This window comes from Leptospira interrogans (assembly GCF_900156205.1).
GTDB classification, from domain to species: domain Bacteria; phylum Spirochaetota; class Leptospiria; order Leptospirales; family Leptospiraceae; genus Leptospira; species Leptospira interrogans.
The window spans coordinates 25,429-38,957 of record NZ_FTNA01000026.1 but is presented as its reverse complement, the minus strand read 5'-3'; the positions used below and the strand labels follow the sequence as shown (position 1 = coordinate 38,957).

Sequence of the window (13,529 nt, the reverse complement as noted above, 5' to 3'; positions counted from 1 at the left end):
AAAATCAAAAGCGCTCAATTTATAGAGATTAATAGAATCAGACTTTTACACACAATCGTCGTATTACTTATATTTAAACAAATGAATATCCAATCTTTTAATATTAGGATGGCAGTTTTTGACAAAAACCAGAGACAATTAAATCGACTAAACGGAACATACACTTCCACAAAAGCCAGAAATAGTTCATATAAATATTTAAAAATAGTAATATATTTAAATATACTAAATTTATTTTTTATACAAATTTAAATATCTTTCAAAAGGAAAATACAAAACATTTAATTCTTTCTTTAAAAAGAAATAACTCTACACAAAGATGTATAAAAATGAATGCTGGATTTTACTAAACTATAGAGTATATCTCAAAACCTGAAAATGCGGAAACTCACACAGAAATACACCGAAAGAATATTACTTATAACTATAAAATAAAAAACCAATCCAATAGTTTACACTTCAATCATAGAGTTGTTAAAAAATGAATACCCTATTTTATTTCTATTTTATGAAAACGGCCGATTGAAGCAGTTTTGCTAAACCCCACTATGGAATTTTTTAACAATTCTAATAAACATCTGAATATTCAATTGGATGGAGATGAGTAGAAGCTATTTCAAAAATATTTTAGAATGATTGAAGCTGGCATTTTAAGTAAAAATAAAGTATTTTTGAGAAGCTTAACGTAGATTCGATGTAAGAAATGTTTTATCTTAAGTCAGCTTTTCTTAAAAAAATAGATGTGGAAACTCTCACAAATCTTGGGTTTACCAGTTAAACTTTAAAAATTGTGGGAACTACACTTTTTGTTTGGAATTCAAAGACGATTATTCCAAGATATTTTTAAGCCCATAGATACTATTATATAGCAACGAATCAAGATAGTAGGCGCACTTCACTTAGTATAACTTCAATTTATCGTTACGGTTCGAAAGACAACAACCACTCATTCTACTTTTAAAAAAAGTAAATTTTATAAAATCAAAACGGATAAACCATCGTATAAAATCAAATTCAAAATTCATTGATAAAGGTTCCAAAAAACAAATAAGTAAAAAACGATACTATCCTAGAATTTAAATCTACATTTTTAGAAAGACTTACAAAGATGACTCCTAACTTAAATTGAAATAGACGGATCTTATCACGCCAAAAGAAAAACTACTCTTTTACTTTGAGGAATTTTATTCCGTTGACTTCCTCTTACTGATCCGAAAGATTGTATGAATTCCTTAAGACACAAACTTCAATCTATAAAGGCACCAATTGTGAAAAAAATAATCTTTATTCTTTTCGTTTTATCCTTACTAATCCCTTCCTTAATTGCACAAACTTCGACGGAAAATTCTACTTCGCCCGAAACAGGGAACGTTCCTGCGACAACCGAAACCGCTCCTTCTGATGAAGAACAAATCGTTTCTACCGTAAAAAAGCTCATCGGTTTTATTCGTTATAAAAAAAACGACAAAGCGATCGCTCTCATACACGTAAAACAATTCAGCAATCAACTCTTAAAATCTTCGGGTAAAATCGGAGAATCTGACCGCAAGGAATTCGAAGAAGCAATCAGTGAGTTTATCATTCATAGAAGTTTTCCAATCGCTCATAAATACTTCGACAAAATAGACATCAACTACGAGAAACCGATTTTAAAAGGAGATAACGCGACTCTTGCTTCTTCTATCATTTGGAACGGCTCGGAAAGAATTACATTTTCTTGGATACTAATGAAGATAGAAGGAAGCTGGTATGTCACAGACTTCTTAAACGAAGGCAAATACGCTTCCGAAACAAACCGAGTCAAATCGATAGATCCTTCTATTAAAAAGAACGGAGTCAAACAAACCATCGCTCTTATTAAAAAAGAAGCAAAAAATTAAACCGAAATGAAACAATTCCTTTCCAGAATCACAGATTCAATTTTACTCAATCCGATTCGTTCTTGTAGCATACTTTTTGTTTTACTTCTTCTTTCTTTTTGGCAAGCTTCTAAACTTACAGTCAATAGTAACAACTTAGATCTTCTTCCAAAAAATAATCCTTCTGTAGTCAAAACCCAAAAAGTAATCGAGATGATCGGAGGAAACGGTTTTTACATCCTCAGTATCAAATTTAAAGACGAAAAGGGAATGACGGATCATTTAGTCAAAGCCTTTGTCGCAAGAAAAAAAGGACAACCAGAGATCGCTGAAAAAGAACTGAAAGAAGCTGAAAAGATAAAACAACAAAACGTTTCTTATTACAAAGAAAGAGAAAATGCGATCAAAAAGGCTTCGGATATTTTGAATGAAAGACTTTTGAAAGAGAAAAAATTTGTTCAATATATTTCTTATCGTTACAACGTATCTTTTTTACAGGACAGACTTCCTTTATTTCTAAAAACTGAAGACTTAATCGAAGTAAGAAAACGAGTCAAAAGAAAAATCGACGAAGAAGTAGAAAGGGCCAATCCGTTTTTTATCAAACTTTCGAACGAAGAATACAATCCGGATTTTAACGACATTCTTTCCAAGTATCAAAAACTTGCAAAAAGAGATATATTCGACGAATATAATATTTCTCCGGATAAAGGGATGTTAATCTTTTTGATAAAACCCGCCGGTTCTTTTACCAATATAGAATTTAACATAGCGTTAGACAAAAAAATCAAGGAAATCGTAGCCGATCTTGGTTTAGATAAAAATGGAATTCAAGTCGGCTATACTGGAACGTATAGACTTCATTTAGACGACTACGAAACTCTGATGGCGGCGCTAAAACCAATCGCAATCACTTCCTTTATCGGAATCGCCTTACTTTTACTTTTCTTTTTTAGAAATCCACTTTTTATTCTCATACTTCTCATTTCTCTTCTTTCCGGAATTTTATTCTCTTTTGGACTCACCACGATCGTAATCGGTCAGCTCAATTCTGTAACCAGTATCATCGCGTCCATTTTAATGGGTCTTGGAATCGACTACGGAATTCAGTTTTTATATCGTTTCCGAGAAGAATTTACCAGAGAACAAAATACTCTTCGTTCTATCAAAGACACAATCTATCATACTGGAATCGCATCTTTTATCTCGGCTCTGACAACTACTTCCGCGTTTGTAGTACTTGCGTTTTCCGAATTCAGAGGTTTTAGTGAGTTCGGAATTATTGCTACATATGGAATTTTAATCATAGCAATTTCGATGTATGGAGTAACCGCTCTTCAAATTACACTCCTTTTTCGTTTGTTTCCTTCTATCAAAAGTAAGTTTCTTCTTTCGGTTAAAGAACAATCCACTTCTCCTTTTCTCTACCGCTTTTACAAAAAGCCGGGGCTTTTAACGTTAGTCGTCATTATAGTCGTTTTGATGATTTCATTTTTTAATTTCAGCCCCGGAATTCAGTTCAATTATAATGGAAGAGATCTAATTGTAGACAATCTGGATTCGGTCAATTTATACGATGAAATTGGAGATAGATTCGATATTAGTTCAGATCCGCAAGTAATCGTAGTAGATACTTTAGAAGAATCGGAAGCCGTTTTCGATTATATGACTCCCGTTCCCGACGAAATCGCGGGTTCCGTGGATCAGGTGGTTTCTCTTTGGAATTTTGTTCCTCCAAAAGGACAACAAAGAGCAAATCTAAAAATTTTAAAACAACTTCAATCGGATATGAAACCTGTCAAAGCCAGTTTTCTAAAACCGGAACAAAGAAAATATCTTCCTGTAGTAAAAAAATATCTAAATGTAAAAGAATATTCTCTTTCTGAAGTTCCAATTTATTTTAGTTCTCAATTTACAGAAGTAAAAGGTTCTAAGGAAAAAGGACATCTTGTATTCATTTATCCTAAAGTAGCTCTTTGGCACGGACAAAAACTTCTCAAGTTTTTTGACGCAGTAGGAGAATTACATTATCCTAAACTATCTAGAAGGGTATTAAATACTCTACTCTACGATTCAAACGGACATACGGCCGTAAATCCTACCCGAGATAAGTGGACCCAAAACGAAAAACGTTTGATTGTAAATAGTTTAAATACGTATTCTACTTCTCAATTTAAAAATCTGGGACTTTTAGATGCTACGATTTCTTTCATTTTAGAAACCAGACCTTTTTCCAGTTTAGAACAAGCAAGATCTCATAAATATATTTCTAATACTGCGGGAAGTTTAATTCTCTTTGCAAATCTTATCAAGATTGTTCAAAGGGAAGGTGTGATTGCATTTCTTAGCACCTTAGTTCTTGTAGTCATTGTCTTGATTTTGTTCTTTAGAGGAATCGTTCCTGCTTTAATTTCTTTGATTCCTCTGGTCCTTGGCATTTTCGTAACTTTAGGAATTATGGCTGCGTTTAGAATCCAACTAAACTTTATGAACGTATTAGTATTTCCTGTAATTATAGGTTACGGAATCCAGAATGGAATTTATATTTACTACAGGTTTAGAGAAGACCATGACGTGATTCGTGCCATGGCAATGGTCGGTCCTGCCATCATTGCGTCTACGTTAACTACTCTTGTAGGTTGGAGTTCTCTTTTAATCGCAGATCAAAAAGGACTTAAATCAATCGGAATCGTGGCGAGTATCGGAATTGGTTCGTCCTTGATCATAGCACTTACTTTAGTTCCAGCAGTTCTTGAAATCGTATATCGTTCTAGAAAAGAAGAGGAAAAAGAATCTAAACCTGTAGGTTTTGATCAAGCAGAAGCAAATTCTTCCGGCAACTTACTTTTTGCGTCTAAAACAAAAACAGCGGAAAACTTAAAAACGGAAACGATTGAAAATTCTAAAACAGCTACCTCCAAAAAGAAATCTGTTAAGAAAAAAACGACCGTCTCTAAAAAATCCATCCAAAAAAAGAAATAAGGGCTACATTAGAATATTAAAATATTCTTTACTATTTTTTTCTATCATCTTTATAACTATGAATTGTACCGTTAAATACGTAAAAACAGGTCCAACTTGGGAAAAAGACCTAAACACGTTCAAACGTATAGTAGTATCCGTTCCTTCGGAAAGTGAGGTGGGCAATCCGGAAAAACAATTAGCCGCAAAAATCACGGAAAATTATCTTTCTCATCATAAAGAATTTATCATATATCCCTTTCGCTCCGGAAATGGAATCTGCGGCAGTTCCGATAAAAAAGTTCAGGCAATTTTTCAATTAAAAATCCGTGAAAAACAAACTTCCGATAAAGTAGAACTAAGTGCTATCGGCAAAGTGTTGAAATGTTCCAAAGGTGAAGTTCTATGGGAGGCGTTAGCTGAAAATTCATATTCTAAAAATACAGAAGAAAATCAATCCCTGATCAACACTTATACACAACTTTACGGAAAAGAAATCGCCTCAAAAGTAAACCCGTATTTTTTTCTGCTTCAAAGTCTTTTAGATAAATTAGATAGTCCTATCTTAACGGAAGAGGAAAAGGACGAGAAAATAGAAGTAGAAGCAAGATAATTTTTCAGGCAACGATCTATTTAACATAAGTTCGACAATTTTTATGGAGAAACAATTTTCACGCTGATATCTCTTGGTGTCGACCTACTCTGTAATTCATAGATAGAGAGCGTTGTGTTGAATTTTCCCTATTTTTGGGTGGAGGCGGTAAGGTTCGGAAAATTTTTCTCCATCAGAAAATTATACTTTTTGCAAGTAAAAAATCTCACTCTTGTCGGAACACTTGAAAAAACAAAATATTTAAATATAATGAACCAAAACCCCTTGGACAGGAAATTTTAAATATGGAAAGTTTAACTGCAAAATCGCGATTTGCAGTAGTTCCCACACTTTCAAAATCGAACTGTTACAACCAGGTTTGCAGTAGTTCCCACAGATTTCAAAATTAAACTTGCAAATCAAATTTGTGGGAGTTCCCACACTTTCAAAATCAAACTTGTTACAACCAGATTTGTGGGAGTTCCTACAGATTTCATCTTTACAAATTTTTAAATTCTCATCTTTTCGTAATTCAACTCGGTATGAGTTCCCACAGAACATTTTTGCATAGAACTAACTTTAGGTCCAAAAAACAAAAATCATCTTACCAAATCCACGTTTTTAAGAACAAATCTAAATGAAAAAATCCACTTTCTACATCTTTTTATTTTTCGGTTTTATACTCACAAACCTAATTTGGTATGGATATTGCTCCAGTATGGAGCTGAAAAATGATTATCACATTACTGAATCTTGCGAATATTCTAATTTACTCAAACTTAGAGAAGATTTCCCAAAAGGAATGGCCATTTCAGAGTTTATTAAAAAATGTAATCGAGATAATTCGCTCGAATGTACTAAAAGTAGTTCTTCAAAAAAGAAGAATATACAATATCAAGTTTCTGTAATTCCGAGTTGTCCGCATTCAGGACGTCCTGACTGCGGTTTTTATTTTAGATTTCGAAACGAAAGATTGGTAAAAGTGGAAGCAGGATACCCCTGTCATTAAATTCAGATTTTGAATTTTCTTCGTATATACCCACAGACTTAAGTCAAATCTTAAAACACAATCGATATACATAATAATATAATTATTTTATTATATTCAATAAAATCAATTTAATAAAAGATCTCTGAAAATTATCGCCCTACCAATTTTTATAAAACCAAGAAATTACCTTTGTCAAAAAATACTATAAAGATAAGACAAATTTCTAAGAAGATGTGAGAGTTCCCACAGAATATGTTTCTCTACATTTTATAAGCTTTGGCGGTTTTTAAAATAGAAAGGAACTCTTAGATTTTGAAAAATTCAGCAAAACGCTCTCCAAATCCAACAACACTACTTTATAGAGATCACAATGTGACTACTCGGACGCATCAGAAAATGAATGGTAATTTTACAAAGACGCAGAAATTCTCAAAAAATTATATCTAACTTGAAATCGTTGGCTTTTTTGTGTGAAATACTGCATCTTAAGTTTTGAAATAGGCTTAAGAATCATATTATTTTCATACGTTCAAGTAGTAAGTTGCGTTTTAGCGTCAAATCAGGGAAATTACAAAAATTGCATATACAAATGTAAAATAACGTGAGTTCGACGTAACCAATACGAAAGCGATTATTATGCTGCGATCCTTAGAGAGCAGCATTGAGTTTGGAAATTCCGGTTAGAACTCATAAATGCCTTCCTATGGGGCGGCATTTAGGAATTGAAACATTATGTTGCGACAGCAAGAAGCAGCATTGAGTTCAAGAAACTCAATGAAACGCTTTTTACGAAAGCGTTTGAAACTCAGTAAAACGCTCTCTACGGATCGCGTTTTAGGTCGCGAGCCGCCTTGGCTATGAAATTCGCGAGCGATTCGCCCAGATTTTCTTAAGCCGAACTCACGTTAAAATAATAATAAAGTTGTTGAAAAATTAATTCTCTATCTATTTTCGTTGTATTGAAATGGACACTGGAAACAGTTTTACTAATATCTACTATAAAATTTTTCAACAACTCTATTAACTTGACTAGAGCTAAAAACCCGATCAACCACCATAGCTCCATTCACTCATATTACATTAGAAAAACGGCAAGTTAAAAGACTACTTTAAAATTTCGTCCTGGCGCCCCATCAATTTAATTCCTAGTCTAGGACCAACTTCTTGTACAATCCTAGAAGCGACGTAGTTTCCCCAACGAGTAGATTTCTCCAAGCTAAAACCGTGAGTGATTCCATAAAGAACACCCGCCGCAAAACAATCCCCCGCGCCCGTTGTATCGATCGGTTTCACTGGAAACCCATCTACGTGAGAAATTTTTCCATTCTCTGCAAAGTAAGCTCCGTTTGCGGAATCAGTCATAAACACAAGAGCAGAAAGGCCAGAAATAAACTTAAGAGCTTCCAACTTATCTTCTCTTTGAGAAAGAGCCTTCGCCTCTTCCGTATTACAAAAAACGATATCAAAATATTCTTTTGTTAAACGAATAAAGTCCTCTCTGGAACGATTTACACAAAACGGATCACTATATGTATAAGCTACTTTTACACCATTTTTCTTGGATTCCTCCATGGTTAAAAGTGAAGCCTCTTTCGTTCCTTGACCATCCCAAAGATAACCTTCGATATAAGAAATACTAGAAGATTTTAGTTTTTCCAAATCTACATCTGATTTTTGTAATGTAATTGAAATTCCTAAATGAGTAAGCATCGTTCTTTCTGCGTCCGGTGTAGTCAATACAACACAAGTCCCGGTATGCCCCTTATCTTCGGGGGCCACTTCAAAAAGAATTCCAGCATTCTCCATGTCCTTTTTATAAAACTCTCCGTAAGTATCCTTAGAAACCTTCCCAGTATAAGTTCCGGTTCCTCCCGAATTTGCAAGAGCGATCATAGTGTTTGCCGCGCTTCCTCCGGAACGAAGTTCCTTTTTACTTCCTTCCAGGGCGGTTAAAACTTCGGCTTGTTTTTCGGAATCTACCAAAGTCATAATTCCTTTTTCAAATCCCAAACGTTTGATAAATACGTTTTCAGTCGGGACTAAAATATCCACGAGCGCGTTCCCAACTCCAAATACGTCATAGTGTTTCATTGATTTATCCTTTTCTTTTCCATTCGATCAATTCCCAACCGGTATCTTCCCGAAAAAAAACACCTTCTCCACCAACGGTGTTTTTTAGAAGTTCTAAAAATTCTTCCTTACGTTCGGTGATCACTCCGCTGAATAGAAAATGATCTGTTTTAATAGATGCAATTTTCTGAATATTCGCTTTTAATACTGCAAACGTGATATTGGCTATCAATAAATCCCAAGTTTGTTCTTGAATTTTTTTATGATCAAAACCACCCTCTTCCACGACCAAAACTTCCGAAGAAATTTCGTTTTCGTCCCGATTGAAAGAAGCAGACCTTACACTGTTTGGATCCACGTCTATCGCTAAAATTAGGGAAGCTCCAGATTTTGCGGCGGCAAGGCTTAAAATCCCGGAACCAGTTCCCACGTCAGCGATCCTTTTAGCGGAAAGATTTAAATCCCCCATTCTACCTAAAACAAGACGTGTGGTCTCGTGATGTCCAGTTCCAAATGCAAGTCCAGGATTGACAAGCAACGGAAAAATTCCTTCCGGAGTTGTGCCTAACGCAGTATCTTTTTCCCAAGTAGGAATCACCCTATAAGAACCTATGATAAAGGGTTTATAAAATTCTTTATAAGCTTCTTCGTATTCTTTCGTTTCAATCCATCTGGATTCTAAAAAGAAAGACTCTCCGGCGGTCGCTTTTAAAAAAATTAGAATTTTGGTCTCGTTCTCTTTATCTTCTTCCGCGAGATAAACTCGGAATTTAGTATCGTCTGAAATAATTTCTTCATCAGGAGCGCGTGGAACTTCCCTATCAAATAGGATTTCATAATATCCTACAACTCCTACTTCATCCAAAAAAGAGGTAAAATTTTCTGCAATCTCTTTAGGAATACTTAATATGATTTCTCTATATCTCAAGACTCGTCCAGAATTTCCGCATCCACCGGCGCGTCATTTAAGTTTTCATTTTCAAGTATGAAAGTACGAAAATCTTTTACGATCCAAACCCAGATTCCAACAAAAAGAGCCATAGAAAGCCAAGACCCAAATCTAGACTGAGGAAGTACAAAAAAGTTGAAAAGCCCGTGTTGAGATACGGCGAGTAAAAAAGCCAAAAATAACGCGAGAGGTCTTTCTTTAGTTTCCTTTTGATTGGATTTTACAAACACCAAAGCAAAACATAAATTGATTAGAAAGTGCGCGTTTGAAGATCGTATCGTTCTTCCTACAAACATAGAAATTCGATCCTCTTCTTTTGCGGAAAAAATATAATTGGCGTTTTCAATTCCCGCAAATCCTAAGGCTACAAATCCTCCGATTAAAACCATTTCTTTTTTGAACGTATAAGTCTTCCAATCAAATGCAAAAAGTAATCCTGACGCAAGGATCAAAATCCCTTTGCAAAATTCTTCCATCATCCCTGCTTGGATGAACGCGATATGCGCCGTCTGGGTAAGTATATGCCCACTTCTTTTTGGAATTTTTACGTCCGGCCAAAAGATAGGATGTAATTTTAAAACGATCTCCGTAGATAAGTAACCTAAAAAAAGCGCCAATAGAATGAGCAAAATTCTTTGTGGAGTATTTTTTCCGGGAAAAAGTAAAATCAAAAAAAATCCCCAAGGAAGAACAGAAAGAAAGCCGAGTAACGCAACATCGAAACTCATAACTCCTCCATATAACGCCCGTCATACATCGTAACCAGTTCTTTTTGAAGTGGAGTTGGCATTGCATTCGGATCAATACTTCCATTCCAAAAAAGTTCGGTGACTCGAACATAACCCTTCGTTCCTGGCGGAGGCATCAGAGGAGAAAGACTTTCAATGAGTTCCAAAGTCATTTGGTCTTGTTCCGGATAATCCGAGGCTTCCACAAGATCCACATCCACAACTTCTCCATCCGGAGTTACAGTATAAGCGACTACGGAAGAATAATTTTTAGGAGCCCTTCTCCAATATTCCATAAAAGACTCGGGTCCCCTCATCTTTGCGGAAATATAATTGGAATAAGTGGCAGGTAATTTTTTTCCTCGAACCTGTTTGACTTTTCCCTTGACCCTTCCTTCTTCCGCTGGTTTATCTTCTGGAACTTTTTCTCCTTCTTTCTGAGTTGGTGTTTCGGTTCCGGATACAACTCCTCCGTTTAGACCTTTCACTTCGTTTGGAAGATTAGGATCTATAAAATAGAATTCCAAATTCTCGGGAGTAAAATGAGTTCTTTGTCTTTCCGATTCCTTTTGTTTGTTCTTTCTCTGAAGGGTTACCGGTATGATCAAAATCAAAGATATTAGAATTAAATGAAGTAAAATACTATATGATAAATTACTAATAAATGTGCTTTTAGGAGTGAGATCATCCGGTTCCGAACGAAAGCTCCTACCGAGTAAAAACTTAGAAATGATATGAACTACTGCTATTCCCCCTAGAAAAATTAGGATCGGAATTACACTCGAAGTGATCTTAAAAAAAGTTTGATCCCGGATTCCTGGTTTTAATCCCATCGACATTAAAAAACGAATTCCGTCTGCAGGCTCAAGCCAAGAGAAAAAAGAAGTAGCAAGAAATAATAAAAGAAGAAGATATAAAAATAAAATCGAAAAACCTTTCCAAAGATTTCCGATGTAAATATGCCCCCAGCCCGGAAAAATCCAATCCCTCAACTTTGCATTTTTCTGTTTCAGAAGTCCCCATTTTCCTTGAAAGCCAGAATAACGCGCGATCCGAGTCTGTTTTTCAAAAAGTTTCCAAGGCCTTCTAAATAGGAAGAATTGTTTTCCTCTACTTAAAAGAGTATCCCCAGCAATTAAAACCGAAAAGAAATAGAGAAAACTATCTTCTAAAATTCCGATCTGTCCATATTCCAATCGATAAGAGTCTTGAAATACGAGTTTAGAAGTTAGATACCCTGCAACAAAAAGCACTAAAATTTTATAATGAATTCTTTCTATCTTCTCTTCCGGAATCAAAACACTAAGACTCCGTTTCGACAGTCGTTCTCTTTGTTTTTTGAGAAAATAAGAATGAGAGACTAAGATTACAAATCCTACAAGAACGTAAAACCCGATCAGCCATTCTCTTAAATTCATAACGAAGGTACGAACAAACGCCTCTACGGTAGGAAATAAAATCGCCGAAACTTCCAATGGATAAAGAACTACCCAACAGGCGATTTGAAAGAGCAAAGAACCAAAAGCGGAGGAACGGACTTCTCTACCTTTAGGAAAGGCAAAGAGTACACCAAGAGGGAAAAAAATCCCCAACCCCAGAAAAGGGGAACTCCAAGACAAAAAATTGACGCCGAAGATGACTAATTTCTTTTTCAGACAAGATCTCCTTAGAAGCGGATCTCTATCAACCATTGGACCTAAACGAGGAACACAGGCAAACAAGAAATCCTTTACGGTTCAGAATTAAAATACTTTATTCCGCAGTCCCGAACAGAATCCTGGGCTCATGGAAAAAAAAGAAAGTCTCGATTCTTCACTAAAGGAAATCGTATCCGTTTGTAAACGAAGAGGGTTTGTTTATCCAGGCTCCGAAATTTACGGAGGACTTTCCAATACCTTTGACTATGGTCCTTACGGAGTCGAACTTCTTCAAAATCTAAAACAACTTTGGTGGAAATATTTCGTACATCTTCGAGAAGACATAGTAGGTCTTGATTCCTCAATCCTTCTCAATCCGAAAGTTTGGGAAGCGTCCGGTCACGTTTCCAATTTCAATGATCCTTTGATCGATTGTAAAAACTGTAAGACCCGAATCCGCGCGGACAAGTTCCTTGAAGATCAAAAGGGAGAAGGGTTCGCAACTGGTCTTACTCTTGAAAAGATGAATCAGGTAATCAAAGAAAGTAATTTTGCCTGTCCGAACTGTGGACAAAGAGGCACATTTACAGAAGCTCGAGACTTCAATCTTATGTTCAAAACTTCTCATGGAGCTAGTGCGGAAGACTCTTTAGATATTTATCTTAGACCCGAAACTGCTCAAGGTATCTTTTTGAATTTTAAGAACGTTGTTTCCACCACTAGAAGAAAAATTCCTTTTGGAATCGCACAAATCGGAAAGTCATTTCGTAACGAAATTATGGCGCGTCAGTTCGTATTTAGAACCAGAGAATTTGAGCAAATGGAAATGGAATTCTTTTGTGAACCAGGTACCCAAAAAGAATGGTTCTCTCACTGGGTAAATTATTGTATGAATTGGCTTACTGAACAAGTCGGAATCAAAAAAGAAAATCTAAGAGTCAGAGAACACGAAAAAGAAGAATTATCTTTTTACAGCGAAGGAACCTCTGACATTGAATTTAAATATAATTTCGGTTGGGGTGAACTCTGGGGAATCGCATCTAGAACCGACTACGATCTAAATCAGCACCAAAAATTTTCAGGCGAAGATCTTAAATACCAAGATCAAGTTCAGAATAAAAAATACGTTCCTTTTGTCGTTGAACCTGCGTTAGGTGTAAACAGACTTTTTCTTGCAGTTGTTACAGACGCCTACGAAGAAGAAAAACTTCCTGACGGTGAAACTAGAACGGTTCTTCGTTTTTCTCCTAAAATCGCTCCGGTAAAAGCTGCAGTTTTTCCTCTAATGAAAAAGGATGGACTTCCTGAAAAATCCAGAGAAATTTTTGCTGATCTTTCCAAACTCGGAAATATTGAATACGACGACGGAGGCGCCATAGGCAAACGTTATCGTAGACAAGACGAAATCGGAACTCCTTTTTGTATTACAGTAGATTATGATACTCTAAAGGATAATACGGTCACGGTTCGAGAAAGAGATAGCATGTCTCAAGAAAGAATCGCCGTAAATCAACTTAAGAACTGGCTTTTTGAAAGGCTATAAATTGTAATAGCTCCTACAATTTTTCTGTATTAGGTCTTACAATTAAGATTCTCTTTTGAAATGTAGGAACTACTGTAAAGTTCGAGATTCTCTTTTGAAATGTAGGAACTACTGTAAAGTTCGAGATTCTCTTTTGAAATGTAGGAACTACTGCAAAGTTCAAGATTCTATTTGAAATGTGGGAACTACTGCAAAGTTC

General features: G+C 35.5%; 10 protein-coding genes. 5 read left to right on the top strand and 5 right to left on the bottom strand.

Features of this window, described 5'->3' with window-relative positions; translation table 11 throughout:
- Positions 1 to 1,223 precede the first annotated feature (1,223 nt).
- From BW942_RS16860 to BW942_RS16840, 4 genes are all read left to right on the top strand, one after another.
- Complete coding sequence (locus BW942_RS16860) at positions 1,224 to 1,880, top strand: hypothetical protein (protein ID WP_001087205.1); 657 nt, start codon at positions 1,224 to 1,226, stop codon at positions 1,878 to 1,880.
- A gap of 6 nt (positions 1,881 to 1,886) precedes the next feature.
- Positions 1,887 to 4,841 carry an efflux RND transporter permease subunit gene (locus tag BW942_RS16855; protein ID WP_000808801.1) on the top strand — a complete coding sequence of 985 codons (2,955 nt, stop codon included), beginning with the start codon at positions 1,887 to 1,889 and terminating at the stop codon, positions 4,839 to 4,841.
- 13 nt (positions 4,842 to 4,854) lie between these two features.
- The gene (locus BW942_RS16850; protein WP_025176406.1) at positions 4,855 to 5,433 is read left to right on the top strand and encodes an MXAN_6521/LA_1396 family lipoprotein; all 579 of its coding nucleotides are present in this window, start codon (positions 4,855 to 4,857) and stop codon (positions 5,431 to 5,433) included.
- Positions 5,434 to 6,049: 616 nt separating this feature from the next.
- Positions 6,050 to 6,421: a hypothetical protein gene (locus tag BW942_RS16840; RefSeq protein ID WP_000749833.1), complete on the top strand. Its 372-nt coding sequence runs from the start codon at positions 6,050 to 6,052 to the stop codon at positions 6,419 to 6,421.
- A 1,086-nt stretch (positions 6,422 to 7,507) separates the two neighbouring features.
- On the opposite strand, the gene BW942_RS16835 is transcribed toward BW942_RS16840, so the two are convergent.
- The 4 genes from BW942_RS16835 to BW942_RS16820 are packed head-to-tail and all read right to left on the bottom strand — an operon-like array spanning position 7,508 to position 11,871.
- Positions 7,508 to 8,494, bottom strand: coding sequence for an adenosine kinase (locus tag BW942_RS16835; protein ID WP_000683574.1), 987 nt, complete (start codon positions 8,492 to 8,494; stop codon positions 7,508 to 7,510).
- A 4-nt stretch (positions 8,495 to 8,498) separates the two neighbouring features.
- Complete coding sequence (locus BW942_RS16830) at positions 8,499 to 9,401, bottom strand: 50S ribosomal protein L11 methyltransferase (RefSeq protein ID WP_001270455.1); 903 nt, start codon at positions 9,399 to 9,401, stop codon at positions 8,499 to 8,501.
- Positions 9,398 to 10,150 (bottom strand): PrsW family glutamic-type intramembrane protease, encoded by a 753-nt coding sequence (locus BW942_RS16825; RefSeq protein WP_000007163.1) that lies wholly within the window; start codon positions 10,148 to 10,150, stop codon positions 9,398 to 9,400. The genes BW942_RS16830 and BW942_RS16825 overlap by 4 nt, the downstream gene beginning before the upstream one ends.
- Positions 10,147 to 11,871, bottom strand: a complete 1,725-nt coding sequence (locus tag BW942_RS16820; RefSeq protein ID WP_000457083.1) for an energy transducer TonB — start codon at positions 11,869 to 11,871, stop codon at positions 10,147 to 10,149. Before BW942_RS16820 ends, BW942_RS16825 begins: the two co-directional genes overlap by 4 nt.
- A gap of 64 nt (positions 11,872 to 11,935) precedes the next feature.
- Between BW942_RS16820 and BW942_RS16815 the strand changes: the two genes are divergently transcribed.
- The gene (locus BW942_RS16815; RefSeq protein WP_000412102.1) at positions 11,936 to 13,330 is read left to right on the top strand and encodes a glycine--tRNA ligase; all 1,395 of its coding nucleotides are present in this window, start codon (positions 11,936 to 11,938) and stop codon (positions 13,328 to 13,330) included.
- Positions 13,331 to 13,343: 13 nt separating this feature from the next.
- On the opposite strand, the gene BW942_RS21630 is transcribed toward BW942_RS16815, so the two are convergent.
- On the bottom strand, positions 13,344 to 13,529 hold a 186-nt coding region (locus BW942_RS21630), incomplete at its 5' end, for a hypothetical protein (protein WP_212566837.1).

Excerpts from the sequence above, each read along its gene's own strand:
- BW942_RS16860 (WP_001087205.1), top strand. The coding sequence starts at position 1,224 with ATGAATTCCTTAAGACACAAACTTCAATCTATAAAGGCACCAATTGTG.
- BW942_RS16840 (WP_000749833.1), top strand. The coding sequence starts at position 6,050 with ATGAAAAAATCCACTTTCTACATCTTTTTATTTTTCGGTTTTATACTC.
- BW942_RS16855 (WP_000808801.1), top strand. The coding sequence starts at position 1,887 with ATGAAACAATTCCTTTCCAGAATCACAGATTCAATTTTACTCAATCCG.
- BW942_RS16835 (WP_000683574.1), bottom strand. The coding sequence starts at position 8,494 with ATGAAACACTATGACGTATTTGGAGTTGGGAACGCGCTCGTGGATATT.
- BW942_RS16825 (WP_000007163.1), bottom strand. The coding sequence starts at position 10,150 with ATGAGTTTCGATGTTGCGTTACTCGGCTTTCTTTCTGTTCTTCCTTGG.
- BW942_RS16815 (WP_000412102.1), top strand. The coding sequence starts at position 11,936 with ATGGAAAAAAAAGAAAGTCTCGATTCTTCACTAAAGGAAATCGTATCC.